Annotated in this window: 26 protein-coding genes and 1 pseudogene; 16 read left to right on the forward strand and 11 right to left on the reverse strand. The window is 62.2% G+C overall.

The features are described from left to right. The first annotated feature begins 6 nt into the window (after window positions 1-6). From ACP7D4_RS04100 to ACP7D4_RS04125, 6 genes and pseudogenes are all read left to right on the forward strand, one after another. A complete protein-coding gene (locus ACP7D4_RS04100; protein WP_426101140.1) occupies window positions 7-552 on the forward strand; it encodes an FMN-binding protein in 546 nt (181 codons plus the stop codon). Then, complete coding sequence (locus ACP7D4_RS04105; RefSeq protein WP_426101142.1) at window positions 545-1,351, forward strand: FAD:protein FMN transferase; 807 nt, start codon at window positions 545-547, stop codon at window positions 1,349-1,351. The genes ACP7D4_RS04100 and ACP7D4_RS04105 overlap by 8 nt, the downstream gene beginning before the upstream one ends. Continuing rightward, window positions 1,348-1,833, forward strand: coding sequence for a hypothetical protein (locus ACP7D4_RS04110; protein WP_426101144.1), 486 nt, complete (start codon window positions 1,348-1,350; stop codon window positions 1,831-1,833). The genes ACP7D4_RS04105 and ACP7D4_RS04110 overlap by 4 nt, the downstream gene beginning before the upstream one ends. Window positions 1,834-2,012: 179 nt before the next feature. Further along, window positions 2,013-2,621: a transporter gene (locus ACP7D4_RS04115; RefSeq protein ID WP_426207855.1), complete on the forward strand. Its 609-nt coding sequence runs from the start codon at window positions 2,013-2,015 to the stop codon at window positions 2,619-2,621. A gap of 21 nt (window positions 2,622-2,642) precedes the next feature. Then, on the forward strand, window positions 2,643-2,822 hold the full coding sequence (locus ACP7D4_RS04120; protein ID WP_426207856.1) for a hypothetical protein: 180 nt from the start codon (window positions 2,643-2,645) through the stop codon (window positions 2,820-2,822). A gap of 24 nt (window positions 2,823-2,846) precedes the next feature. After that, window positions 2,847-3,323 (forward strand): annotated as a pseudogene (locus tag ACP7D4_RS04125) (MCP four helix bundle domain-containing protein); the annotation flags it as partial. Here ACP7D4_RS04125 and ACP7D4_RS04130 read toward each other — a convergent pair. Continuing rightward, entirely contained in the window at window positions 3,281-3,466 is a 186-nt protein-coding gene (locus tag ACP7D4_RS04130) for a hypothetical protein (RefSeq protein WP_426101418.1), read from the reverse strand. The pseudogene ACP7D4_RS04125 and the gene ACP7D4_RS04130 sit on opposite strands and share 43 nt — an antisense overlap. A gap of 125 nt (window positions 3,467-3,591) precedes the next feature. On the opposite strand from ACP7D4_RS04130, the gene ACP7D4_RS04135 reads away from it, so the two are divergent. The 3 genes from ACP7D4_RS04135 to ACP7D4_RS04145 all read left to right on the forward strand — a co-directional run bounded on the left by ACP7D4_RS04135 (window position 3,592) and on the right by ACP7D4_RS04145 (window position 7,184). Further along, window positions 3,592-4,419, forward strand: a complete 828-nt coding sequence (locus ACP7D4_RS04135) for a methyl-accepting chemotaxis protein (protein ID WP_426101146.1) — start codon at window positions 3,592-3,594, stop codon at window positions 4,417-4,419. A gap of 81 nt (window positions 4,420-4,500) precedes the next feature. Beyond that, a complete protein-coding gene (locus ACP7D4_RS04140) occupies window positions 4,501-5,781 on the forward strand; it encodes an amidohydrolase family protein (protein WP_426101148.1) in 1,281 nt (426 codons plus the stop codon). Window positions 5,782-5,882: 101 nt separating this feature from the next. Further along, on the forward strand, window positions 5,883-7,184 hold the full coding sequence (locus tag ACP7D4_RS04145; RefSeq protein ID WP_426101150.1) for a dicarboxylate/amino acid:cation symporter: 1,302 nt from the start codon (window positions 5,883-5,885) through the stop codon (window positions 7,182-7,184). A gap of 87 nt (window positions 7,185-7,271) precedes the next feature. On the opposite strand, the gene ACP7D4_RS04150 is transcribed toward ACP7D4_RS04145, so the two are convergent. From ACP7D4_RS04150 to ACP7D4_RS04160, 3 genes are read right to left on the reverse strand one after another with little or no spacing between them, the layout of a single operon-like run. Continuing rightward, window positions 7,272-7,997: an SIMPL domain-containing protein gene (locus ACP7D4_RS04150; protein ID WP_426207857.1), complete on the reverse strand. Its 726-nt coding sequence runs from the start codon at window positions 7,995-7,997 to the stop codon at window positions 7,272-7,274. Between the two features lie 27 nt (window positions 7,998-8,024). After that, complete coding sequence (locus tag ACP7D4_RS04155; RefSeq protein ID WP_426207858.1) at window positions 8,025-9,632, reverse strand: FtsX-like permease family protein; 1,608 nt, start codon at window positions 9,630-9,632, stop codon at window positions 8,025-8,027. Continuing rightward, a complete protein-coding gene (locus ACP7D4_RS04160) occupies window positions 9,629-10,429 on the reverse strand; it encodes an ABC transporter permease (RefSeq protein WP_426207859.1) in 801 nt (266 codons plus the stop codon). The genes ACP7D4_RS04155 and ACP7D4_RS04160 overlap by 4 nt, the downstream gene beginning before the upstream one ends. A gap of 153 nt (window positions 10,430-10,582) precedes the next feature. On the opposite strand from ACP7D4_RS04160, the gene ACP7D4_RS04165 reads away from it, so the two are divergent. The 3 genes from ACP7D4_RS04165 to ACP7D4_RS04175 all read left to right on the forward strand — a co-directional run bounded on the left by ACP7D4_RS04165 (window position 10,583) and on the right by ACP7D4_RS04175 (window position 12,705). After that, window positions 10,583-10,969: a BlaI/MecI/CopY family transcriptional regulator gene (locus tag ACP7D4_RS04165; RefSeq protein WP_426207860.1), complete on the forward strand. Its 387-nt coding sequence runs from the start codon at window positions 10,583-10,585 to the stop codon at window positions 10,967-10,969. Next, entirely contained in the window at window positions 10,966-12,258 is a 1,293-nt protein-coding gene (locus ACP7D4_RS04170; protein ID WP_426207861.1) for a M56 family metallopeptidase, read from the forward strand. The genes ACP7D4_RS04165 and ACP7D4_RS04170 overlap by 4 nt, the downstream gene beginning before the upstream one ends. Window positions 12,259-12,336: 78 nt before the next feature. Beyond that, entirely contained in the window at window positions 12,337-12,705 is a 369-nt protein-coding gene (locus tag ACP7D4_RS04175) for an energy transducer TonB (RefSeq protein WP_426101160.1), read from the forward strand. A gap of 50 nt (window positions 12,706-12,755) precedes the next feature. Here the strand turns inward: ACP7D4_RS04175 and ACP7D4_RS04180 are convergent, their stop codons facing one another. Together ACP7D4_RS04180 and ACP7D4_RS04185 are read right to left on the reverse strand one after the other, a co-directional pair. Continuing rightward, on the reverse strand, window positions 12,756-13,406 hold the full coding sequence (locus tag ACP7D4_RS04180) for a 3-oxoacid CoA-transferase subunit B (RefSeq protein WP_426101162.1): 651 nt from the start codon (window positions 13,404-13,406) through the stop codon (window positions 12,756-12,758). A gap of 18 nt (window positions 13,407-13,424) precedes the next feature. Beyond that, window positions 13,425-14,123, reverse strand: a complete 699-nt coding sequence (locus ACP7D4_RS04185) for a CoA transferase subunit A (RefSeq protein WP_426101164.1) — start codon at window positions 14,121-14,123, stop codon at window positions 13,425-13,427. A 117-nt stretch (window positions 14,124-14,240) separates the two neighbouring features. Here ACP7D4_RS04185 and ACP7D4_RS04190 point away from each other — a divergent pair, with 117 nt between their 5' ends. Further along, a complete protein-coding gene (locus ACP7D4_RS04190; protein WP_426101166.1) occupies window positions 14,241-14,801 on the forward strand; it encodes a LuxR C-terminal-related transcriptional regulator in 561 nt (186 codons plus the stop codon). 36 nt (window positions 14,802-14,837) lie between these two features. Here the strand turns inward: ACP7D4_RS04190 and ACP7D4_RS04195 are convergent, their stop codons facing one another. Next, a complete protein-coding gene (locus ACP7D4_RS04195) occupies window positions 14,838-15,614 on the reverse strand; it encodes an SDR family oxidoreductase (RefSeq protein ID WP_426101168.1) in 777 nt (258 codons plus the stop codon). 209 nt (window positions 15,615-15,823) lie between these two features. On the opposite strand from ACP7D4_RS04195, the gene ACP7D4_RS04200 reads away from it, so the two are divergent. Next, on the forward strand, window positions 15,824-17,452 hold the full coding sequence (locus tag ACP7D4_RS04200; RefSeq protein ID WP_426207932.1) for an electron transfer flavoprotein-ubiquinone oxidoreductase: 1,629 nt from the start codon (window positions 15,824-15,826) through the stop codon (window positions 17,450-17,452). 179 nt (window positions 17,453-17,631) lie between these two features. After that, window positions 17,632-18,204, forward strand: a complete 573-nt coding sequence (locus ACP7D4_RS04205) for a hypothetical protein (protein WP_426207862.1) — start codon at window positions 17,632-17,634, stop codon at window positions 18,202-18,204. Between the two features lie 233 nt (window positions 18,205-18,437). Here ACP7D4_RS04205 and ACP7D4_RS04210 read toward each other — a convergent pair whose 3' ends face one another. The 4 genes from ACP7D4_RS04210 to ACP7D4_RS04225 all read right to left on the reverse strand — a co-directional run bounded on the left by ACP7D4_RS04210 (window position 18,438) and on the right by ACP7D4_RS04225 (window position 22,710). Next, entirely contained in the window at window positions 18,438-20,504 is a 2,067-nt protein-coding gene (locus tag ACP7D4_RS04210; RefSeq protein WP_426207863.1) for a putative bifunctional diguanylate cyclase/phosphodiesterase, read from the reverse strand. A 223-nt stretch (window positions 20,505-20,727) separates the two neighbouring features. Then, complete coding sequence (locus ACP7D4_RS04215) at window positions 20,728-21,345, reverse strand: amino acid ABC transporter permease (RefSeq protein ID WP_426207933.1); 618 nt, start codon at window positions 21,343-21,345, stop codon at window positions 20,728-20,730. A 76-nt stretch (window positions 21,346-21,421) separates the two neighbouring features. After that, window positions 21,422-22,231: a transporter substrate-binding domain-containing protein gene (locus ACP7D4_RS04220; RefSeq protein ID WP_426207864.1), complete on the reverse strand. Its 810-nt coding sequence runs from the start codon at window positions 22,229-22,231 to the stop codon at window positions 21,422-21,424. A gap of 53 nt (window positions 22,232-22,284) precedes the next feature. Continuing rightward, window positions 22,285-22,710: a hypothetical protein gene (locus ACP7D4_RS04225; protein ID WP_426207865.1), complete on the reverse strand. Its 426-nt coding sequence runs from the start codon at window positions 22,708-22,710 to the stop codon at window positions 22,285-22,287. Window positions 22,711-22,822: 112 nt separating this feature from the next. Here ACP7D4_RS04225 and ACP7D4_RS04230 point away from each other — a divergent pair, with 112 nt between their 5' ends. Then, on the forward strand, window positions 22,823-23,035 hold the full coding sequence (locus ACP7D4_RS04230; protein WP_426207866.1) for a DUF3460 family protein: 213 nt from the start codon (window positions 22,823-22,825) through the stop codon (window positions 23,033-23,035). Window positions 23,036-23,068 lie beyond the last annotated feature (33 nt).

Consider the following 23,068-nt stretch of genomic DNA (forward strand, 5'->3'; position numbering starts at 1 on the left):
AGCGCCATGCGCCGTCCCCTCGACCTGACAATGTTGCTGCTGCCGCTGGCGGCAGTGAGCGCGCCTGCCTACGCCACCGATTACCTCACCGTGGCGGCGGCGCAAACACTGCTCTTTCCCAAAGCCAGCTCCTTCGTCGAGCATCCGCTCAAGTTCAGCGCCGAACAGCGCGACCGGATCAAGGCCATGGCGGGCGTGCGCCAGCGAACCGACGAGCAAAAACTCTGGCGCGTCGAACGCGACGGCCAGTTGCAGGGGTGGTTCATCGTCGACGAGGTAGTCGGCAAGCATGAATTTATCACCTACGCCACCGCGATTTCGCCCGACGGCCACGTGCTCGGCCTGGAAGTGATGAGCTACCGCGAAACGCACGGCGGCCAGATCCGCGACATGGCCTGGCGCAAGCATTTCTTTGGCAAGACGCTGGCCAGTCCCTTCAAGCTCGACGAGGACGTGCCGAATATCAGCGGCGCAACGCTGTCGAGCCGCAACGTGCTGGACGGCGTCAAGCGCTTGCTGGTCATGCATAAGCTGTTTCTGAGCAATGCCTGACATCAGGCGGATGCAAGTGCTGCTGGGTACCTATGTCGAGGCAGGGACCCGCGGGCCGGCCGCCGCACTCGACGCGGCATTTGCCAGCATGGCCCAGGCACAGCACTTGTGGAGTTTCCATGATCCGGACAGCGAGTTGTCGCGCCTGAACGGCGCGCACGGCAAGGCCGTGCCCTTATCCAATACTACGCTGCGCCTGCTGCGCGCCGCGCGCGCGATGATGGCGGCCAGCGGCGGCGCCTTTGACTGCACGGTTGGCGCCATGCTGGTGCAGGCCGGCGCCCTGCCCGACCACGGCGCCGGGCCTTGCCTGGCGCGCGGCAGCGCCGCCGATATTGTCATTGGCCCAGGCTGGGCGCGCTTGGCGCGGCCGGTGCGCATCACGCTCGACGGTATCGCCAAGGGGTTTGCGGTTGACCTTGCCTTGCGCGCCATGCGCCGCGCGGGCGCTACGGCCGGATATGTCAACGCCGGCGGCGACGTGGCCGTGTTTGGCGAGCTGGCGCTGCCGATGCAGCGGCGCGAACTGGACGGCAGCCTGACCGAACTTGGCTGCCTGCGCCGCGCGGCCATGGCCAGCTCGCGTACCGGAGCGCCGGACGCGCGTTTCCCGGCGCACATCGTGGCGCCTGCCGGACTGCAGGCGGCGCCTGGCGTATGGACCGTGGTCGCGCGCAGCGCCTGGCGCGCCGATGCCCTGACCAAAGTTGCCGCTACGCTTGCCATGCCGCGCCGCGAAGCACTGGTGCGGGCACTGGGCGGCGCACTCATCCATCGTTCACCGGAGTTTGCTTCATGAAAGGCTATCCAGGCTGGTTCGTCACTGCCTTGCTCGGCGCTCTGCTGCTGGTGTTTGCCAGCGGCTGCCTGCTCGCGCCCACCACCCTGGTGATGCGCTTTGACACCGACATCGCCTGGCGCCTGCCGGGCACCGGTCGGGTCCTCGTCGCCGCCGCCCATGCCGGCGCCGGCTTCCTGGTGATGATGCTGCTCGGTTCCTTGTGGACCGTGCACATGCGCGGCAATTGGCGGCGCGCGCGCCAGCGCATCAGCGGCTCGGTGCTGGGCGCGGCCATGCTCATATTGGCGGTGACGGCGGTGGGCGTGTATTACCTTGGGGACGATACGCTGGGCAACGCCGCCGCGCTGCTGCATCTGGGAACCGGCCTGGCGCTGTGCGTGCCGTTCGGCTGGCATTGGGTGCTGGCCCGCCGCGCCGCGCGCGCCGACGCGACAAGCCGCAGCGGTGGCGCAACGCGCCCCGTCACCGACACTGCTTAACAGACAAGCAATGCCAAAGCGCGCGAGTTGTTGCCACACGGACACTCACGCAATTACTTCCATGTCACTACGCCATGTTTCGGCATGAAGGGGAACGAACAAGGTGAGAATGGCGCCACGTAATCGACAACCGGTAAGCAAGCCAGTGATGTCGCCGTCGCCATTTCCCTGGAGTTTCCTTGTTCGCTGCTATCGCCCGTCCCCATCATCCTGCCCTTCCCCCTCTACTGTTGTTCCTGGCCGCCCTCGGTCCCCACACGGCGTTCGCCGCCGATGGCGACAGCATCACCACCGACCGTCCGAATTTCGTCGAGTCGAGCAATGTCGTCGGCGCCGGGCGAGTGCAACTTGAAACCAGTATCGGCATCGACCGCAGCAAGGTCGACGGCGTGCGCGAGCACACGATCGCCACCCCAACCCTGCTGCGCTTTGGCGTGAGCGATACGGTCGAACTGCGCGTGGAAACCGACGGTGCCATGCGTTCGCGCACCACCGACGGCAGCAGCCCCCGTCAAAGCAAGCGCGGCTATGGCGACGTCTCGCTGGGCCTGAAATGGCATGCTGTCGACGCCGCCGGCGCGCTGCCTTCGCTTGGCCTGCTGTTCCACGCCGACCTCGACACCGGTTCGGCGCCGTTTCGCGGCCAGGGCACGCGTCCCTCGGCGCGCATCGTGGCCGAATGGGAACTGGGAGCCGGCATGTCGCTCGGTGTAATGCCCGGCTTTGTCTACGAGCGGCATGCCGGCGGCACCCACGGCATTCTGGGCGTAGTCGTGGGCAAGGCCTAGAACGATCGTTTTCGCAGTTTCGTGGAAGCGTCCGCGCCCCGCATCGCGCGCCCGAAAGACGGCGGCACCGAAGCGAGTGCAACGGTCGGCATGGCTTACCTTGTCACCAACAACTGCCAAGTTGACAGCGCACTCTCGCGCGGCCTCAACCGGCGCACGCCTGACCTGAGCGTCACGCTTGGTCTCTCCTTCAAGCTGTAAGTATTGCAACCGGGACCTTGACCTATGAATATCACCATCCGCAAACGCTTGCTGCTTGCCAACCTCACCACGCTCGCCTTTGTCGCTGTGGCCGGCCTGATCGGCCTGCGCGCCGTGCAAAAACTCGACACCGCGATGGGCGCCGTCATCGCCAACAGCGAGGCCATGAAAGACCAGATGCAAGCCGACCAGGCCCATGACGCGCTCAGGGGCGACGTCCTGAAAGCCTTGCTCGGGGCCGTGAACGGCGACCCGTCGCAGCAGGCCGAGGCCGCCAAGGAAGTGGCCGAGCATGTTTCCCTGTTTCGCACGCGCCTGGCCAGCATGGATGCCAAGACCAGCGACCCGGCGCTCAAGCAAGCCATGGCGCTCGTGCGGCCCGACGCCAATGTTTACTTAACCAGCGCCACCAGGATGGTCGCCACTGCCGCCAGCGACAAGGACGCGGCACTGGCCGCCTACCCCGACTTCCTGCGCCACTTCTCGACACTCGAAATGAGCATGGGCAGCTTGAGTGAGCGCATCGAACGCAATTCCACCGCGGCGGCCGAAGCGTCCGACACCGTTGCCGCCGGCGCGCGCGCGCAAATCATTGGCGCTTCCCTGTTGTCGATGGTGGTGGCGCTGATGCTCGGTCTACTCAACAGCCGGGCCATCATTCGTCCGCTCGACGCCGCCATCGCAGCGGCCGCCTGCATTGCCGACGGCGACTTGAGCGCAGCCGCGCAGTGGCGCCGGGGACGAGGCCAACGATACCGAAACGGGGCGCTTGCAACAGGCACTGTCCGACATGCGCGCCAGCCTGCACCAGATTGTCAGCCAGGTGCGCGAAGGCACCGATGCCATGTCCACCGCGTCCGGCCAGATTGCCGCAGGCAATATGGACTTGTCGGCGCGCACCGAAATGCAAGCGGGCGCGCTGCAAGAGAGCGCGTCGTCGCTGGAAGAATTGACCTCGACGGTGCGCCAGAATGCCGGCAATGCGCGCCAGGCCGCGCTGCTGGCAACGTCGGCCTCGGACGTGGCCGTCAAGGGTGGCGCGGTGGTCGCCCAGGTGGTCGACACGATGGGCGCCATCGACCAGGCGTCGCACAAGATTGGCGACATCATCGGCGTGTTTGAAGCGATCGCGTTCCAGACCAATATCCTGGCGCTCAATGCCGCCGTCGAAGCGGCCCGGGCCGGGGAACAGGGGCGCGGCTTTGCCGTCGTGGCGGCCGAAGTGCGCGCGCTGGCGCAGCGCTCCAATGTAGCGGCCAAGGAAATCAAGGACTTGATTGGCGCCTCGGCCGACCATGTCCAGCGCGACAGCAAGCTGGTGCGCGATGCCGGCAGCACCATGGACGATATCGTTGCCAGTATCGGCCGCGTGACCGCGATCATGGACGAGATCAGCGTCGCGTCCAGCGAACAGGAAATCGGTATCGGGCAAGTCAATACGGCGGTGTCTGCAATCGATGGCATCACCCAGCAAAATGCGGCGCTGGTCGAACAGGCCGCAGCAGCCGCCGCGTCGATGCAGGACCAGGCCGGCATGCGCGCGTCGATTGTCAACGTGTTCCGCCTGCAGGGCGGGACAATGCCAGCGGCGGGGTGATCGGGGGGGGTGAACGGGGGGTAATCGACCCAGCGGACGATTGCGCTATCATGGCCGCTGTCCGTCATCGCTGGAGTCCGCATGAAAAGCTGGTTCATTGCACTGTTTGCCCTCTCGTTTGGTTGCGCCCACGCGCAAGCGCTGCTGCTCACGCCCGACCGGGTGTGGACCGGAGAAGGTGAAGCCAGGGTCGGCTGGTCGGTGCTGGTCTCACAAGGCCGGATTGAGGCTACCGGTCCCGCCAGCAGCATGACTATTCCCGCCGGCACCGAGCGCATCGCCCTGCCGGGCACCACGCTCGTGCCCGGGCTGATCGACCTGCATTCCCACCTGCTGCTGCACCCGTACAACGAAACGTCGTGGGACGACCAGGTCATGCGGGAACAGGTCGAATACCGCACGCTGCTGGCGGGCAAGCACGCGGCCGCGACGCTGCAGGCGGGCTTTACCACGCTGCGCGACCTGGGCAGCGAAGGCGCCAACTACGCCGACGTTGCCGTCAAGCGCGCCATTGATGAAGGCGCCATTCCCGGGCCGCGCCTGTTCGTTGCCACCAAGGCCATCGTGGCGTCCTACAGTTACGGTCCGGCCGGTAAAAACTTCCGCCCAGATATGGATTTGCCGCACGGCGCACAGGAAGCGACCGGGGTCGATGAAGTCACGCGCGCGGTGCGCGAACAGGCTTCGCGCGGGGCCGACTGGATCAAGATTTACGGCGACTACCGCACCGGCGTCGATGGCAGCGCCCGCCCCACCTTTACGATGGACGAGCTCAAGGCCATGGTGCAGGCGGCGCACGTTACCGGGCGCAAGGTCGCCGTGCACGCCAGTACCGACGACGCCATCCGGATGGCGGTGCTGGCCGGGGCCGACACCATCGAACACGGCTATGGCGCCTCGGAAGCGACCTTCAAGCTGATGGTCGAGCGCAAGGTGGCTTACGTCCCCACGCTGAGCGCGCCCGAGGCGATCGGCGAGTATTTCCAGAAGCACGTGCGCGGCGGCCCGCCGACGCCCGCCATGCAGCAGGCCGAGCGCGCCTTTCGCCTGGCGCGCCGGCTTGGCGTGGTGATCGGCAACGGCAGCGATGTGGGCGTGTTCGCGCATGGCACCAACTACCGGGAACTCGAAGCCATGGTGCGGCTTGGCATGCCGCCGGCCGAAGCCTTGCGCGCGGCCACCGTCGTCAGTGCAGCCATTCTCGGCAAGAGCGCCGACCTGGGCCAGCTCAAGCCGGGCATGCTGGCCGACATGGTGGCCGTTGGCGGCGACCCCAGTAGCGATATCAAGATGCTACGCGATGTCAGGATGGTCATGAAGGGCGGCTTGATTTATCGCAAGGACAGCACAACAGTGCGATAATAAAATCGAAAGTTCCGCTTAAAACTGCGGATATCCACAATAGCTTCAGGTGTCCAACCGGTTGATGATGCAGCCATCCCAAACCGGTCGGAGACACCGCCATGAAAAAACCTTTTTACAAAATCCTGTACGTGCAGGTGCTGTTTGCCATTGTTTGCGGCGTCCTGCTCGGGGTGCTCAACCCCAAGCTGGGCGTCGACATGAAGCCGCTCGGCGACGGTTTCATCAAGCTGATCAAGATGATCATCGCGCCGGTGATTTTCTGTACCGTCGTGGCCGGCATTGCCGGCATGCAGGACATGAAAAAAATCGGCCGGGTGGGCGGCAAGGCCTTGCTGTATTTCGAGGTTGTCTCCACGGTCGCGCTGGCCATCGGCCTGATGGTGGCCAATATCATCCGCCCGGGTGACGGTTTTAACGCCAACCCCGCCACGCTCGACACCAAGTCGATCGCCGAGTTCACCGCCAAGGCCAAGGGACAGTCCACGACGGACTTCGTCATGAACATCATTCCCAACACCTTCGTCGACGCCTTCGCCAAGGGCGAGATCTTGCAAGTGCTGCTGGTGGCGATCCTGTTCGGCTTTGCGCTGTCCATGCTCGGCGAGCGCGGCAAACCAATTACCAAGCTGATCGACGACGTCTCGCACGCCATTTTCGGCGTGGTCGGCATCATCATGAAAGCGGCGCCCGTCGGTGCGTTTGGGGCCATGGCTTTTACGATCGGTAAATTCGGCCTCGCTTCGCTGGTGCCGCTGGCACGCTTGATGGGTTCGTTCTACCTGACGTGCGCCCTGTTCATCTTCATCGTGCTCGGCTTGATCGCCCGCTTCACGGGTTTTTCCATCTTCCGGTTCATTTCGTACATCAAGGAAGAATTGCTGATCGTCCTGGGCACCAGCTCGTCGGAAAGCGCCCTGCCCGCGCTGATGCGCAAGCTTGAAAAGCTGGGCTGCTCGAAGTCCGTCGTCGGCCTGGTTGTGCCTACCGGCTACTCCTTCAACCTGGACGGCACCAATATCTACATGACGATGGCAGCATTGTTCGTGGCGCAGGCTACCAATGTGGACCTCACGCTGGGCCAGCAACTGACCATTCTGGGCGTGGCCATGCTGACGTCAAAAGGCGCCTCGGGCATCACCGGCGCCGGCTTCATCACGCTGGCCGCCACGCTGGCCGTGGTGCCAACCGTCCCGGTGGCGGGCATGGCGCTCATTCTCGGCATCGACCGCTTCATGAGCGAGTGCCGGGCGCTGACCAACTTTATCGGCAACGGCGTGGCCACCGTCGTGGTGTCGCATTGGGAAAACGAGCTCGATCACGAGCGCTTGCAACAGCAGCTCAAGCATCCTACCCACCTCGAGGATGACCGCGAACTGTTCCCTGAGCGCAAAGCAGCATAAGCAACATAAGCAACATTGCAATCGACACGTCAAGGCGGGCTGCATACAAGTGCAGCCCGTTTTTTTAGAGAAGGTCGACAGCAAGGATTATTGAATGCGGAAAATCACGTCGACCGGCTGCTGCAGCTTGAGCGACGTCACCGTGACCAGCTCGGCGCGGTCGGCCGGCGCCCGCCGTTCCTGATTGTCCCGGAAATTGTTAAATTCGCTGGGCGACAAATTCATCGCCCGCGTCAGGTTCTTCAATTCGCCCGTGCTCACGGCGCTCACGGCACCGAGTTTGCGGCCCAGTCCGGCGGCCACGCCCTCGGCCTTGCGGCGCGCCATCCTGATCGCGTCGCCCATCAGGCCAATTTCGATCTTTTCGCGCTCCGAGCTGTCAAATCCGGTCATAAAGCCGTCGAGATTGGGCTTGTCCAGCAAGGGCTGCACCAGCATTTTCCAGTTCGACAAATTGCTTACGGTCAGCTTGACGCTGCAGCGCAACTCGTACAGGGGCGCACCAGGCTGGTCCGTCTTTTGGATGTCGCGCCGAATGTCACGTCGAATATCGCGCATTTCCAGGTCAGCCTCGGCCACGCCAAGCTGCTGCATCACTGCGCGGATGTCATCGATGCGCGCCTGCACCGTTGCCAGGGCCACGGCCGGATCGCCATCTTGCGCCGCAATCTCGAATTCGACGGTGCCAATATCGGGGATGACGACGGCTGCGCCATAGCCGTTGACATGGATGAAGGGATACGCGGGCAGGTCCACCGCTCCGCTGGTCAAGGGCAACAAGGCAAACAGGGTGGCAAGCAAGATTTTCTTCATGGAGACTCCGTCAGGTAAATAGTTTTTTTAAGTGCGCAAGGCCGTGGCCGGCAACATGCGCATGGCCCGTACCGTGTGGCGCGCGATGGCAGCGGCGGCAACGATTGCCACGCAGGCGAGCGCAACAAATGCGGGCCATGCGCCCATCGGCGCGCGTTCTACAAAGGCGGACAGGTAGCGTTCGATAGCAAGCAAGGCCAGCGGAATGCCGATCAGCGCGCCCACGGCGAGCAGGCCAATGAATTCGCGCACCACCAGGCGGCCGATGTCGCTGCGCTTGGCGCCATGAATCTTGCGCAGTACAATTTCGCGCGCGCGGCGCTTGACGCTGTACGCGGAGAGCACGTAAATGCCGAACCCGGCCAGTACGGTGGCCACCGCGCTGGCCGCCGTCAATATTTTGCCCAGCCGGCGGTCGTCGCTGTAATTGCCCGCAAATACGCTGCTTGCCGCAACCGCCTCGAATAGCGCATCAGGAAAGTGCCGCTGCCACAACAGCGCCAGCGCCGTCATCGCCGCCGCCCTGTCGCCGGTCGCCTTGACCAGCAAGACTGGCTGCACCGCATCCATCACATACATCATCGGCTGCGGCTTTTCGCGCAGCGTCCGGTAGCGCAGGTCGGGCGCAATGCCGACCACCAGGCTGGTGTTGTTGACGAGGCGCCCCACGGCGTCTTGCGGCTGGGCAAAACCAAGCGAGCGCGCACCCACTGCGTTCAAGATGACATTGGTGCTTCCCGGCAGGTCCCGCGCGGCATCGAAGAGGCGTCCCGTGTCCGCGTGCACGCCGAGCAGCTGGAAAAAATTCGCACTGACCGGCTTGGTTTCGATAGTCAATGCGGCCCCGTTCTGGGTGAGCGTGCGCATCAGCTTGTTGCCGTCGCGTCCGACCGCCTCCGAGATCGCCGCCACGCCGCTGACCTGCGGCAGGCGCACAAGTTCGGTCTGGAAAGCGCGCGCGGCGGTGGAATCCGGTTCACCCGGCAAGGTCAGCACCACCAAGGGCGCCGTGTCAAAGCCCGGATCGGCCAGACTGGCGTAATCGGCTTGCCATTGCACCGCCAGCGTCACGCCGATCAGGCAAATCGCCGTGCCGCACTGGAACACGGTAACGATGCGGCGCAGGCGCAACGCCCCGGGCGACTCGGCGCCGCTGCGTTCATTCAAGATGAGCACCACGGGCAAGCGCAGCGCGATCCATGCCGGATACAGCGCCGACAGCACCCCGGTCAACCCGCCCAGCGCCAGGGCGGCGGCGCACAAGGGCAGATCGAGCATGCCCGCCACTTGCCGGTTGACCAGTTCGCCAAACAGGGGTGCGGCCAGCCACGCCACTACCAGACCTGCCAGCGTGGCCAGCATGCACACCAGTAGCGACTCGGCAATGAACTGGCTTGCCAGGCGCGCAGGCCCGGCGCCAAGCACCTTGCGCACGCCTATTTCACGCTGGCGCGCCGCCGTGCGCACGGCGGCCAGGTTCACATAATTGGTGCTCGCCAGCAGCAGGATCAGCAAGGCCAGGGCACCCAGCGCGATCACCAGCGGCCGATTGCCGAACCGGGCGCCGGCGCGGCTGCGCAGCAAGCTTTCGTCGAAATACAATGCGTTCAGAGGCGCGACGGCAATGTCCGTCAAGCGGGCGCCACCGGCGCGCTCGCGCCACCGGCGCGCTCGCGCCACGTTGCGGGCATGCGCGCGTCCACTTCCCTGGCAACGGCCTCTTGCAACACGTTCTGCAGCGCGGCCGGATCGGCCGCGGCAGGCAGCTTGATATACAGTTGCCGCAGCGCGCTCCACGCCGGATCGACCGCGCCCTGCCCGGGCGGCACATCCCAGCCATGCTTGCCGACCCCGACCAGGGCGTCAAAACCGACCGTGCTGTTGCCGGGCTCGTCTTCCAGGATTGCCTTGACGGCGAACGGCGCGCCGTTCAGATGCAATATCATGCCGAGCGCGTCGGCGCGGCCAAACAGTTGCTGCGCTTTGCTGCGGGTGAGCACCAACGCGTCGGGACGCGCCAGCGCCGCTGCGGCGTCCCCTGCAATGGCTTGCTTGCCAAAAAATGCCAGGTAATTGGCGTCCACCACGCGCAACTCCAGTGCGCTCAGCGCAGCGCCGTAGCGCGCGCCCACATCGACCGTCTGCGCGCCGGTAGCCGTCACGCCGGGGCCGCTCGCCATCGCCACGCCGTGCAACGCCGCCGGACCGCGCACGCGCCATTCAGGCCGTGGCAGCATGTTGCGCCGTTCCTTGACCACGAAGATGTGCTCGCTGTCTTGCAGGTGCGCGTTATAGGTGAAGCAATACCGTACAAATCCCAACAGCAAAATGCAGACGGCAAACCCGACCGCCAGCCCGGCAATCGCCGCGCCCGAATACGCCGGCTCCTGGAGCAGCAAGCGCCACCCGACCCGAAAATCACGAACATTCACTTTGCGCACCCTTTAGTAGACAAGATTGTCTATGCTAGGGCCAATCGTAAAACCCGACAAGTTTTATTGTTGTTTTTCGGTTAATTTGGCGATAGACAAAACGGTCTAGTTGCGCTACCCTCAGTGGACCAGTTACTCCGTCCCGCCGCCGCCATGCCCAAGTCCCCAGCGCCACCCAAGCCCACCGCCGCCGAGCTCGATTTGCTGCAAACGCTGTGGCCGCTCGGCGCGGCGACCGCCAAGCAAGTGCACCAGGCGCTCCTCATGCAGCGCCCGGACGTCACTTACGCCACCGTACTGCGCCTGATGCAGATCATGCATACCAAGGGTTTGCTGATCCGCGACGAAAGCGAACGGTCGCACATCTACGCGCCCGCGCAGGCGCAGGCCAGCCTGCAGACCAACTTGCTCAAAGACTTGATCCAGAAAGCGTTTTCCGGTTCGGCCAAGGCCTTGGTGATGGCCGCGCTCAAGAGCGGCATTTCCAAAAAAGACCGTGAAGAAATTGAAAGCTTGCTCAAGGAGGATGACCGCGCATGAATGTTGCCACCCTGATCGACAGCGTTGGCTGGACGCTGCTGCACTTTCTCTGGCAAGGCTGCGTGATCGCCGCAGCCACCGCACTGGCGCTGCGCGTACTGCGCAAGGCCGATCCCGTGTATCGCTACAACATTGCCTGGGTTGGCATGCTGGCCTGTTTGCTGTGGCCTGCCGCTGAACTTTCCCTGCGGCTGCATGACGGCGGCGCGGCCGGCGCCCCATTGCGCCTGGCCGACGCCTTCCTGATCGGGCGCGCGGGCGCCACCGGTGGCCTGCTTGCATTCCTGCAGCAACACTTGCTGTGGATCGTTGGTTTCTGGGCGGCCTGCGCCGTGCTGCTGGCGCTGCGCATGGCGCTTGGCCTTATCTGGATCGGCCGCTCGGCGCGCGTGAAGGTCAGCGATGCGCGCTTGCAGGCAAGTGTGTCGCGCCTGGCGCTGCAGTTCGGCGTGACGCGCGCGGTACGGCTGCGCGTCGTCGCCAACCTGGCCAGCCCGTTGACCGTCGGCTGGCTGCGTCCGCTGGTGCTGGTGCCGGCGTCGCTAGTGCTGGGCATGCCGCACGAATTGCTCGAAGCGCTGCTTGCCCATGAAATGGCGCACGTCAAACGTTTCGATTACCTGGTCAACCTGGGCCAGAACGTGGTGGAAATCCTGCTCTTTTATCACCCTGCCGTGTGGTGGATTTCAGGGCGCGTGCGCGACGAGCGCGAACAGATCGCCGACGATATTGCGGCGTGTTACACGGGCGAACCTCGCACACTGGCGCGCGCCTTGTCGGAACTGGAAAAAATGCAGTTTTCCCGGCACCACCTGGCCGTCGCGGCCAATGGCGGCGACCTGCTCGCCCGTGTGCGGCGCCTGGTGCGGCCCCTGGTGCGGCCCCTGGTGCGGCCCGAAGCGCAGGCGCTGAACTGGAAAGCGGCCATTCCCGTCCTGGGGCTGGCCGCCGCCTGTTTCAGCCTGTATGTGCACGCCGCCGCGCGCACCGGCATCGCGAGCGCCGCATTGACCAGCCATGCACCCGTGGTCGATTTCAAGAGCTGCGCCAAGCCGTCCTACCCTCAACACGACATCGATGCCTCGCATGAGGGAACAAGCACGCTCGGCTTTGAGATCGACCCGCGCGGGCGCGTGCTGCACTCGGCCGTTGTGCGTTCCAGCGGTTATGCAAGCATGGATGCAGCCGCGCTGAACGCCATTAAACTGTGCACCTTCCAGCCGGCCCGGCAAAACGGCTCGGCGGTCGCCGCGCCGATGCGGATGCAATACGTGTGGACGCTGGAATAATTAAGTAGACAAGTCAATCTAGACAGAATATTCTACTTGCTCGAACATAAACAACTATAACCCAGTGAGGCGAATCGTATGTCTATCATTACATCATCCATGGCTGTTGCCGCCGTCGCGGCGCTGGCCTTTGCCAGCCCGGTCCAGGCCGGCGACAATACAAGCGACGGCAACCAGCCTGGGCAGGCAATCTTTAGCAGTTGTGAAAAGCCGCAGTATCCAAAAGAATCGATAGCGGCCAAGCAAGAAGGAACAGTGAACTTAGCTTACCTGATTGCCGAAGATGGTGCGGTGCTCGACGCAAAAGTGAACAAGTCGAGTGGCTACAGCGCGCTTGACACGGCTGCGGTGGACACGCTCAAGCTGTGCAAGTTCCACCCTGCAATGAAAAATGGCAAGGCCGTGCAAGACTGGGTCAGAATCCAGTATGTCTGGACCTTGAAGTAAGCGCAAAAAAATGGCATCTCATGGATGCCTTTTTTTACGCCGGGCCGCGCTTAGACGGCCGAAACATCCAGCTCAGCGCCGGTTGCTTCAACCACCTGCGCCTTGTCGACACCGGGCGCCAGTTCCACCAGCTTGAGTCCGTTGGGCGTGACTTCAATCACGCCCAGGTCGGTGATGATCAGGTCGACCACGCCCACGCCGGTCAGCGGCAAGTCGCATTTTTGCAAGATCTTGTAGGATGTTGAGCCATCCTTGGCGGTAGCCACGTGTTCCATCACCACCACCACCCGCTTGACGCCTGCCACCAGGTCCATCGCGCCGCCCATGCCCTTGACCATTTTGCCCGGAATCATCCAGTTCGCCAGGTCGCCCTGTTGCGACACTTGCATGGCGCCCAAAATGGCCAGGTTGATCTTGCCGCCTCGGATCATGCCGAACGAGTCAGCCGAGCTGAAGTAAGCCGCACCCGGCAGCGCCGTCACCGTCTGCTTGCCGGCGTTGATCAGGTCAGCATCGACTTCTGCGTCGGTGGGAAACGGGCCGATGCCCAGCAAGCCGTTTTCGGATTGCAGGAATACTTCCATATCTTGCGGCACATAGTTCGCCACCAGCGTCGGCAAACCAATGCCCAGATTCACATAAAAGCCATCCTGCAGCTCTTTTGCCGCGCGCGCGGCCATTTCATCACGAGTCCATGCCATGTTCTTCTCCGAATAGTCTTAAGTGGGCCGCACGGTGCGCTGTTCGATGCGCTTTTCCGGCGTTGGATTGACGACGATACGGTGCACGAAAATACTTGGCGTATGCACCTGGTCGGGATCGATCTCGCCCACTTCGACCAGTTTTTCCACTTCGACGATGGTAATCTTGCCGGCCATGGCGACGTTCGGATTGAAATTGCGCGCCGTTTTACGGTACACCAGGTTGCCCGCGCGGTCGGCCATGTAGGCCTTGACGAGCGACACGTCGGCCACCAGGCTGCGTTCCATCACATACTGTTCGCCATCGAACTCGCGCACTTCCTTGCCGTCGGCAACGATGGTGCCCACGCCAGTCTTGGTGAAAAAGGCTGGAATGCCGGCGCCGCCCGCGCGCAGCTTTTCAGCCAGCGTGCCTTGCGGCGTGAATTCGAGTTCCAGTTCGCCTGCCAGATACTGGCGGGCAAATTCCTTGTTCTCGCCCACATACGACGATATCATTTTCTTGATCTGGCGCGTGGTCAGCAACTGGCCCAGGCCAAAGTCGTCCACACCGGCATTGTTGGAGATTGCCGTCAGGTTCTTGACGCCGGAATCGCGCAAGGCAAGAATCAATGCCTCCGGGATGCCGCACAGGCCAAAACCGCCCACTGCGATGGTCTGGCCATCGCTCACGATGCCGGCCAGCGCCGATGCCGCGTCTGGATAAACTTTATTCATACCCGTCCCTTTTATTGATGAGCATGGTGCTCGTTCTGTACTTCTGAGTAGATTCTCAGCATAAAATACGCGGGCCAAAAGCACAATACCGTAGAAATACTCGCAACCTTGGATCACATGAACGAACAGCACGCCATCGACTTCGAAATGATTTTCCAGCACGCACCGGTCGGCATGTGCATTTCAATCAACCGGGTCATTCGCCATTGCAATAATGCCGTCAGTTCCATGTTTGGCTACGCCCATGGCGAACTGGACGGCAAGTCGTTCCAGGTACTGTATCCCACCGCCGACGAATTCCAGCGCACGGGCGACCGCATCATTCCCGTCATGAACGCCAAGGGCGTGTATTCGGACGAGCGCATCATGCGCCGCGCCAATGGCGAGCTGTTCTGGTGCCATGTCAGCGGACGCGCGATCAACGCCAGCGAGCCCTTGGGCGCGGGGGTGTGGACGTTCGAAGATGTCAGCGAAAAGCGTCCGGTGACGGCTGAACTGACGCCGCGCGAGCGCGAAATCGCCGCCTTGTTGGTAGAGGGAAAAACCAGCAAGATCATCGCGCGTGAAACTTCGCTCAGCCCGCGCACGGTGGAAATGCACCGTGCCAAACTGATGCGCAAGTTTTCCGCGGCGACGTCGTCCGAGCTGGTGCACAAGCTGGTGGGCGTGAGCCGCTAGCCGCTGGGCACCCGCATTACGGAGCGATGCTCGCGATTACTGTGCCATCATCCCGTCATCGGCGGTGATGATGGCGCCGTTGATGAAATGGCTTTCTTCGGCCGCCAGCAACAGCAGCAAGCCGTCGAGGTCTTCCGGTTTGCCTGGACGCTTGCGCGGCAGCATGTTGATCAGTTTCTGGCCCTGCTCGCTGGCAAAATAATCTTCATTAATTTCCGTCGAGATGTAGCCCGGGCAAATGGCATTAACGTTGATGTTGTACTTGCCCCACTCCACCGCCATCGCCTTGGTCATGTGCACAACGCCTGCCTTGCTCATGCAATAGACGCCGATCTGCGGCAGCACGCGCAATCCCGCCACCGACGCGATATTGATGATGCGATGCTGCTTTTTAGGGTCGCCCTTGGCGCGCGCGATCATGCGCTTGGCCGTTTGCTGGGCCACAAAAAAGGCGCCGCGCAGGTTGGTGTCCATCACGTAGGCGTAGTCTTCTTCGGACACGTCAACCAGCCGCTGCGTCATCGACACGCCTGAATTATTGACCAGGATGTCGATCGGCCCGGCTTCGGTTTCCGCATGCGCGATGGCCGACTTAATGCTGGCCATGTCGGTGACGTCCAGCGATACCACGTGGGCGGCGCCGCCTTCGGCTTCGATCTCGGCGCGCAGTTCCTTGAGGTGGTTGACGCGGCGCGAGGCCAGCACCACTTGCGCGCCGGCGCCGGCAAGCGCCTTGGCGAAACGGGCGCCCAGGCCACTCGATGCGCCGGTGATGAGCGCGATTTTTCCTTCGAAATTGACTTCTATGCCCACGTTAGGCTCCTGTACGGTGTGCTGGCGAAGGCATAATCATTACACATTTTGTCGCGATTAGACGGCGCAGTCTAATAATCGCCGTAAAATGGCGCCAAAGTTGCAATCTGCATTAATTTCCCGCACACTCGTGCTTAAATTTTCCTTCCCATGATGAGACCATGACAGAGCCCACAACAATGTTCGAACAATACGGCCCGCGCGAAGCGATGGAATACGACGTCGTCATCGTCGGCGGGGGCCCGGCGGGCTTGTCCGCAGCAATCCGTTTAAAGCAGCTCGCTGCCGAAAAAGGCCAGGAAGTATCGGTCGTCGTGCTGGAAAAAGGCGGCGAAATCGGCGCCCACATCCTTTCGGGCGCGGTAATGGATCCGATCGCGCTCAATGAACTCATTCCCAACTGGAAGGAGCTCGGTGCGCCTTTGAACACTGCGGTGACGGAAGACCGCATCTTGTTCCTGACCGAAACCAAGGCTTACCAGACGCCGGGTTTTGCCGTGCCAAAGTGTTTTGAAAATCACGGCAACTACGTGGTCTCGCTGGGCAACGTCACGCGCTGGCTGGGCCAGCAGGCCGAAGCGTTGGGCGTCGAAATCTTTCCGGGCTTTCCGGCTGCGGAAATTTTGTACAACGACAATGGCTCGGTCAAGGGTGTGGCGACCGGCAATATGGGTGTGGACCGCCATGGCGTGCCGTCGGCTGCCTTTCAGCTCGGCATGGAACTGCACGGCAAGTACACGCTGTTTGCAGAAGGCTCGCGCGGCCACCTGGGCAAGCAACTGATCGCCAAGTACGACCTGGACCAAGGCAAGGATCCGCAGTCGTACAGCATCGGCATCAAGGAACTGTGGGAAATCGACCCGTCCAAGCACAAGCCTGGCCTGGTCATTCACACCACCGGCTGGCCGCTCAAGCACGACACCTACGGCGGCTCGTTCCTGTACCACCTGGAAAACAACCAGGTCGTGGTTGGCTACGTGATCGGACTCTCGTATGAGAACCCTTACCTGTCTCCGTACGAAGAATTCCAGCGTTACAAGACGCATCCGGCCATTCGCCCCTTCTTCGAAGGCGCCAAGCGCATTTCGTACGGCGCGCGCGCGATCACCGCCGGCGGCCTGCAAGCCTTGCCCAAGCTGGTGTTTCCTGGCGGCGCGCTGATCGGTTGCGACGCGGGCTTTTTGAACATGAGCCGCATCAAGGGTAGCCACGCGGCCATCAAGACCGGCATGCTGGCCGCGCAAGCAGCCTTTGGCGCGCTGAAAGAACAGCGCCAGCACGACGAACTGTTGGCCTTCCCGGCCGCATTTGAAGCGTCCTGGTTGCATGAAGAGCTGCACGTGGCGCGCAATGTCAAGCCGTGGCTGTCCAAAGGCTTGGTGCTCGGTTCGATCATGACGGCCGTTGACCAATTGATTTTGCGCGGCAAGGCGCCGTGGACGCTGCACCGCAATTACGGCGACCATGAATGCCTGAAGCCGGCCGCCAACTACGCGCCGATCGCCTATCCCAAGCCGGACGGCAAGCTGACCTTCGACCGTTTATCGTCGGTATTCATCTCGAATACCAACCACGCCGAAGACCAGCCGATCCACCTCACGCTCAAGAACAACAGCGTGCCGGTGGCGGTGAACCTGGCCAGGTATGCCGGCCCTGAAGCGCGCTACTGCCCGGCAGGCGTGTACGAATACGTGAAAACCGACGCCGGCGAGGACCGCCTGCAAATCAATGCCCAGAACTGCGTGCATTGCAAGACGTGCGACATCAAGGATCCGACGCAAAACATCGTGTGGGTGACGCCGGAGGGCGGCGGCGGGCCGAATTACCCGAATATGTAAGCACAAAGGCCGCAGAGATTGCGGCCTTTTTTGATGGTATTCGCGTGCGTCATGTAAACACAACATCATGATAGCTAGTCTTGCAACGACCTGCTATTTTTCATAAAATATTTACAATAAAATAATTTCCGATCTTAAAGACACGACAGGATTCATAAACCTAGAACTGGGACATGCTCATGCCATCGCCTTTCACCCACAACGGCAACAGACTTGTTTTTTATTATCCTACTCTCATGAAATATGGCCTCGGCGGCGGAACGCTGGGACGCGAATATACTAAAGGAAAAATTTATTTCGCGGGGGTCCAAAACAGCCATGTCACAAAAACGCCGGATAAGCTACGCACTCATATTGCTAACGGTGCGACGGATATCGTCATTATGGGACATTCATCCGATCAGCCGGGTTCAGTAGTTGCAGGCGGCAGTGCATGCTTGCTTCCCGAGCCTAAGAAGACAGCAACAGAGATTGGGGAAGTGCTGTCAAGGATGCTCCAAGCGCCCACCACCGTCGAGCGAATCTGGGTGTGGACGTGCCATTCATCGATTAATGGCGTAGCACTCGCTATTCATAATGCTCGAACCAATCTGGCTATTCAGGTCTTTGGAACGCCGGTTGCCATCGGCAGCCCCTTTTACTTTCTGACTCAAACTGACAGACATGAAATGTTGGCGCCAATTCAACGGCCTGCTGTGGCCCAGCAGCTTGAACTCGAGGTGCAATCGAATAGTTTTGTACTAATCGCGTAGTTAAATCTCTTTTTTGAATCTTTTACATGTCATAGTTGCTAAATGCGAGGCAGGAGGCGTTGATATAAATGCCTCCATTTTCCTCGCTTCCAAGAAAAGACGCCGCCCTCATATTGCTTGCGCAAGCGTCTATTTGTCCGATGAGCCCGTATCGCAGGGTGAGCCGTATCGGAGATTCAGTGTGTCAAGCGCCGGAATGGCCGCCAGATCCCCAGAGGGAAATGAGAGAAACGTTAATGCGGCAAGCGCGGGACGGCCGCCATGGCCATCGCTTCAAACTCGCCGGCCGGCATGGGCCTGGCAAAAATATAGCCTTGGGCGTAGTCGCAGCCGGCGTCCACCAGCAAGGCACGCTGCACCTTGGTCTCCACGCCTTCGGCCACGACCTTCAACCCCAGCTTGTGCGCCATGGCGATGATCGCTTCGCACAGCGACAGGTCACCATCGTCGTCTTCCAGCGTGGCAATGAAAGATTGGTCGATCTTGACGAAGTCGATATCGAAACGCTTCAGGTGCGACAGCGACGCAAAGCCCGTCCCGTAATCGTCCAGCGACACCTGCAGCCCCATCGCCCGGTACTGGCGCAACCGTTCGATGACCTGCTCCACGCCGTCCATCAGCACGCTCTCGGTAATCTCGACAACGATGCTGTTGGCCGGCAGCGCCAGCTCCTTGAGGTAGGCGATCCAGCCCTCGTACAGGCTGGCGTCGCGCCGGAACTGCACGGGCGACTTGTTCACGCTGATCTGAAACGCTGGATCGACCAGCTCCTGCCAGCGCCGCGCCTGGCGCGCCGCTTCGCGTAATACCCAGTCCCCGATCTCGACAATCAAGCCATTCGATTCGGCAAACGGAATGAATTCGGCCGGCGCCAGCAAGCCGCGCGTGGGGTGGCGCCAGCGCAGCAGCGCTTCGGCCTTGTGCACGGCGCCCGTTTGCAGCGACACGATCGGCTGATACCAGATCTCGAACTGCTGGGCGGCGATCGCTGCGCGCAAGTCGGCAGCAATGCCCTGGCGCGCCTGCGCCGCTTCCTGCAGTTCCGGGGTGTAGTAGCTGAACCGGTTGCGCCCGCCATTTTTGGACGCGTACATGGCCTGGTCAGCCCGCTCGACCAGCACGTTCATGTCTTGCGCGTCCGGCGGATACAGGGCGATCCCGATGCTGCCCGACAAAAACACTTTTTCGCCCTTTAGGTCGAACGGCAGCGACAGCATTGAAATCATGGTGCGCGCAATGCGCTCGACGCTGCCTACATGGTCGAGCCCGGCCAGAATGATGGTGAATTCGTCGCCGCCCAGCCGCGCCAGCGTGTCGGTGCCGCGCACGCAGCTGGCGATGCGGCGCGTGGCCTCGATCAGCACCAGGTCGCCCATCGCGTGCCCGTGCCGGTCGTTCACTTCCTTGAAGTGGTCTAGGTCCAAAAACAGCAGCGCGAGAAAGGCGCCGTTGCGGTCGGCCTTGCGCGTTTCGTGCTGCAAGCGGTCAAGGAACATGTGGCGGTTGGGCAATGCGGTGAGCGCGTCAAAATTGGCTTGCTGCCACACCAGCTCAGTTGACAGTTTGTCGCCGGTGATGTCCGTCACCAAGGCCAGCGCGCCCGTGTAGCGGCTGGTGCCGTCAAAAATTGGATTGGTCGCCATCGTCGTCCATACCGCCTGCCCGTCGCAGTGCTGGAACTTGAATTCGTGACGCTCGAAAATCCCGTCCTGACGCCGCGCGATGTTTTGCTCCAGCATCAGCTTGCCTTCATCGTCCATGAAGGCCACCAGCGGTTTGCCCAGCATGTCTTCGATTTCATAACCGAGCATGGCGGCCATGCGCGGATTGACAAAGCTGGTACGCGATTGCGCATCCAGTTCCCACACGCCTTCTTCGGCACTGTGGACGATGCGCCGGCAGCGCTCTTCGCTGCGCGCCAGCGCACCGTAGCTGCCTTCGGCCGGTTCAATCAGCACCCGGCAAGCCTGCCCGCTGCAGTCGGCGCTGGCCACCAGCGTGACCTGGAAGCGCTCGCCGTCCAGGCGCTGCATCTGCAGCATGCATTGGCTCGGTTCGGCGCAGTTGAAAGCGTTACTGATGAAGCGGTCGTAGTCGGCATGGTAGCCGGGGCGCACAAACGCGCGCAGCCGGTGCCGCCCCGATGCGGCGCGCTCGATGCCAAGCATGCCGGCGCCCGCCAGGTTCACTTGCAAAAGGGCGCCATCAAAGGCGACCAGCAAGTAAGCAACAGGGGCGAGCAGATACAACTCGTTGTAATAAGCGTGCTCTTCCTCGAAGCGCAAACGCTCGGCCGTCATGCCGCTGCTGTCGAGTAAAGGTTCGCAGGCGCGCCCTGTCCGCGGGGGCAACAGCGGACCGTTTTGGGGTGCCGGAGCGAATTTTTTGTCCATTTCACCTCGCACGTGGATCGGTGGTAACAGCAGTCAAGACTAGACTAGCACGCGCGTGGGCGCCCTGTCGAGAATGCTAGCCGCGATGCATGCAATTAGGCGTCAGATGAGGCTTCAGATACGACGACATTTAACGGTGAGCGCGGTTCAAACGGCGCTCCAGCACCTTCTGCAGCGCTTCAAAGCCCAGGCTCATGCACCAATAGATGAGCGCGGCGGCGATATACAGCGGCAGTGGGCGAAACGTGGTGGCGATCACTTCTTTGGTCGATAGCATCAGCTCGGTCATGGTGATGACCGATACCAGCGACGTATCCTTGATCAGGCTGATCAAGGTATTGCTCATCGACGGCACCGCCACGCGCATGGCCTGCGGCAGCACCACGTGCTGCAGTGTCTGCCAATAGCCAAGGCCAAGACTGAAGCTGGCGCGCCACTGGCCCGGGTTAATGCTCCCGATGGCGCCGCGCAGGCTCTCCGACAAGAACGCGCCCGCATTGAGCGACAGCGCCAGCACGCCCGCGGTGACGGGCGAAAATTGAATGCCGATGCTGGGCAGCCCGTAGTAAATGACGAAGATTTGCACCAGCAGCGGCGTGCCGCGCATGATGCTCACGTACAGGCTGGCCGGCCAGCGCAGCAGCGCCCATGGCGACAGGCGCATGACCGCTGCGGGAAAGCCCAGCGCCAGGCCGCCGACCATCGACGCCAGCGCAAATATGACGGTGTAGAGCGCACCCGTGAGCATGACCGGCGCCGCCTCGCGCAGCAGCGCTGCCACATCTTGCACCTGGTGCAGCAAGTCTAAGTCGGGCGCCACGCTGCTACGGCTTGGCCACGGCGGGACGGCTGACGTCGCTACCGAACCACTTGACCGAAATCGCCTTCAGGCTGCCGTCGGCGCCGGCGTCCGTCAGCGCCTTGTCCAGCGCCGCCTTGAACTGCGGGCTGCCCTTCTGGAACGCGACCCCCACGCGCTCGATTGCGCCCACGCGCGCGCCGGCCTGGATCGGCAGGCGCGAGTTTTTCAGCAGGTACGACACCATCAGGCTGTCGTTGAGCGCTGCGTCCACGCGGCCGGTGGCCAGGTCTTGCAGGTTTTCCGGTGCCGCCGGGTAGCTCTTGACGTCGATCCCGGGCACGGCCTTGGCCTGCTGCTCGAACACGCTGCCCTGCCCCACGCCGACCTTCTTGCCCTTCAAGTCTGCCAGGCTGGCGTAGCGTGCGCTGTCGTTTTTGCGCACGATGACCTGGGGGCTGGAATAGGTATAGGGGATCGAAAAATCGAACACCAGTTCGCGCTTGGGATTGATGCCGACCTGGCTGATGATCACGTCGTAGCGCCCGGCGGCCAGGCCGGCGAGAATGGCGCTCCATTCGGTGGTCACGAATTCGGGCTTTACGCCCAGCCTGGCAGCGACCAGGCGCGCAACGTCAACGTCGTAACCGGTCAGTTGGCCCGTCTTCTGGTCCTTGAAATTGAAGGGCGGGTAGGTTCCCTCCATCGCGATTTTCAGCGTGCCGCGTGCCTTGGCCGTGGCCAGCAGGTCGCTGGCGGCAGCGGGGCCGGCCACCAGGGCCGCCCCCAGAATGGCAAGCGCGAGGGCGCGGCGGCGCGGGAACAAAGAGATCATGGCAGCGTTATCCGTAGCAGAAAGGAACTGAGAGAAACTGAGAGAAACCGAGTTTAACGCGAATACTGCACCTTCCGGCTGCGCGAACCAAAATTGTGTCCGCTAACCAAGGTCGTGCTGGCAACCAGACTGGACAGGCCGACAATCAGCTGAATCAGCTTGTCGTCCTGCAGTATCCACAGTTGCGCGGGCGGGACCGGGGTCTGGGTGGCGGCGCTGATCAGCGGGGCGATCCACTCCGCTTCCGCGTCCACGTCGAGGATGACGGCGTCGCCGCTGGTTTGCAGGTAGAGATTGCCCCCTTCGGTCAGCGTGAAGCACACGCCGACCCCGGTTTCCTGCGGGCCGATATTCTCCATCAGGCAGCGGTTGTGCTCGTCGATCCAGGCTTCGACATCCTGCGGCGTTTGCAGTGCAATCCACGGCACCGGGCGAAAGCGCGGCGCGGCCTCGTGGGGCTGCGTAGGGTCTTGATTCATTGCTTCCTGGAGTTTTGCGGTAACGGCACATATCGTACGGCATTTTCCCGCGCCCGTACATGGTGAACCTTTACCGGGCGGCAGGAGTCGAATCGGGTTTGAGGAGTCCCCCATGCCGGCCAAACCAGAACAGTATCGTCCCATGGCGGGCGGCTATGTATCCGAATTCGAGCAATTCCTGAACGGTTTCCTGGCAGAGCACCCCGAAGTGCAGGAAGAGCGCCAGCGCGGCTGGTACATCTGGTGGGACCACCGGGTCGATCTCGATGAGCTCGACAAGCAGCGCCAAGACGCAGTGGCCAGAAAACCGTACTCGTACGAATGATCCCGTGCCCGATTGAACCCCCGGGTAGCGGAC

The organism is Massilia sp. TWP1-3-3 (assembly GCF_049897805.1).
In the GTDB taxonomy this organism is placed as follows: Bacteria; Pseudomonadota; Gammaproteobacteria; order Burkholderiales; family Burkholderiaceae_D; genus Telluria_A.

Bases quoted from the DNA above. Each gene is read 5' to 3' on its own strand.
- ACP7D4_RS04100 (WP_426101140.1), top strand. From the start codon at position 7: ATGCGCCGTCCCCTCGACCTGACAATGTTGCTGCTGCCGCTGGCGGCA.
- ACP7D4_RS04105 (WP_426101142.1), top strand. From the start codon at position 545: ATGCCTGACATCAGGCGGATGCAAGTGCTGCTGGGTACCTATGTCGAG.
- ACP7D4_RS04110 (WP_426101144.1), top strand. From the start codon at position 1,348: ATGAAAGGCTATCCAGGCTGGTTCGTCACTGCCTTGCTCGGCGCTCTG.
- ACP7D4_RS04140 (WP_426101148.1), top strand. From the start codon at position 4,501: ATGAAAAGCTGGTTCATTGCACTGTTTGCCCTCTCGTTTGGTTGCGCC.
- ACP7D4_RS04145 (WP_426101150.1), top strand. From the start codon at position 5,883: ATGAAAAAACCTTTTTACAAAATCCTGTACGTGCAGGTGCTGTTTGCC.
- ACP7D4_RS04150 (WP_426207857.1), bottom strand. From the start codon at position 7,997: ATGAAGAAAATCTTGCTTGCCACCCTGTTTGCCTTGTTGCCCTTGACC.
- ACP7D4_RS04165 (WP_426207860.1), top strand. From the start codon at position 10,583: ATGCCCAAGTCCCCAGCGCCACCCAAGCCCACCGCCGCCGAGCTCGAT.
- ACP7D4_RS04170 (WP_426207861.1), top strand. From the start codon at position 10,966: ATGAATGTTGCCACCCTGATCGACAGCGTTGGCTGGACGCTGCTGCAC.
- ACP7D4_RS04175 (WP_426101160.1), top strand. From the start codon at position 12,337: ATGTCTATCATTACATCATCCATGGCTGTTGCCGCCGTCGCGGCGCTG.
- ACP7D4_RS04180 (WP_426101162.1), bottom strand. From the start codon at position 13,406: ATGGCATGGACTCGTGATGAAATGGCCGCGCGCGCGGCAAAAGAGCTG.
- ACP7D4_RS04185 (WP_426101164.1), bottom strand. From the start codon at position 14,123: ATGAATAAAGTTTATCCAGACGCGGCATCGGCGCTGGCCGGCATCGTG.
- ACP7D4_RS04190 (WP_426101166.1), top strand. From the start codon at position 14,241: ATGAACGAACAGCACGCCATCGACTTCGAAATGATTTTCCAGCACGCA.
- ACP7D4_RS04200 (WP_426207932.1), top strand. From the start codon at position 15,824: ATGGAATACGACGTCGTCATCGTCGGCGGGGGCCCGGCGGGCTTGTCC.
- ACP7D4_RS04205 (WP_426207862.1), top strand. From the start codon at position 17,632: ATGCCATCGCCTTTCACCCACAACGGCAACAGACTTGTTTTTTATTAT.
- ACP7D4_RS04210 (WP_426207863.1), bottom strand. From the start codon at position 20,504: ATGACGGCCGAGCGTTTGCGCTTCGAGGAAGAGCACGCTTATTACAAC.
- ACP7D4_RS04215 (WP_426207933.1), bottom strand. From the start codon at position 21,345: ATGCTCACGGGTGCGCTCTACACCGTCATATTTGCGCTGGCGTCGATG.
- ACP7D4_RS04220 (WP_426207864.1), bottom strand. From the start codon at position 22,231: ATGATCTCTTTGTTCCCGCGCCGCCGCGCCCTCGCGCTTGCCATTCTG.
- ACP7D4_RS04225 (WP_426207865.1), bottom strand. From the start codon at position 22,710: ATGAATCAAGACCCTACGCAGCCCCACGAGGCCGCGCCGCGCTTTCGC.
- ACP7D4_RS04230 (WP_426207866.1), top strand. From the start codon at position 22,823: ATGCCGGCCAAACCAGAACAGTATCGTCCCATGGCGGGCGGCTATGTA.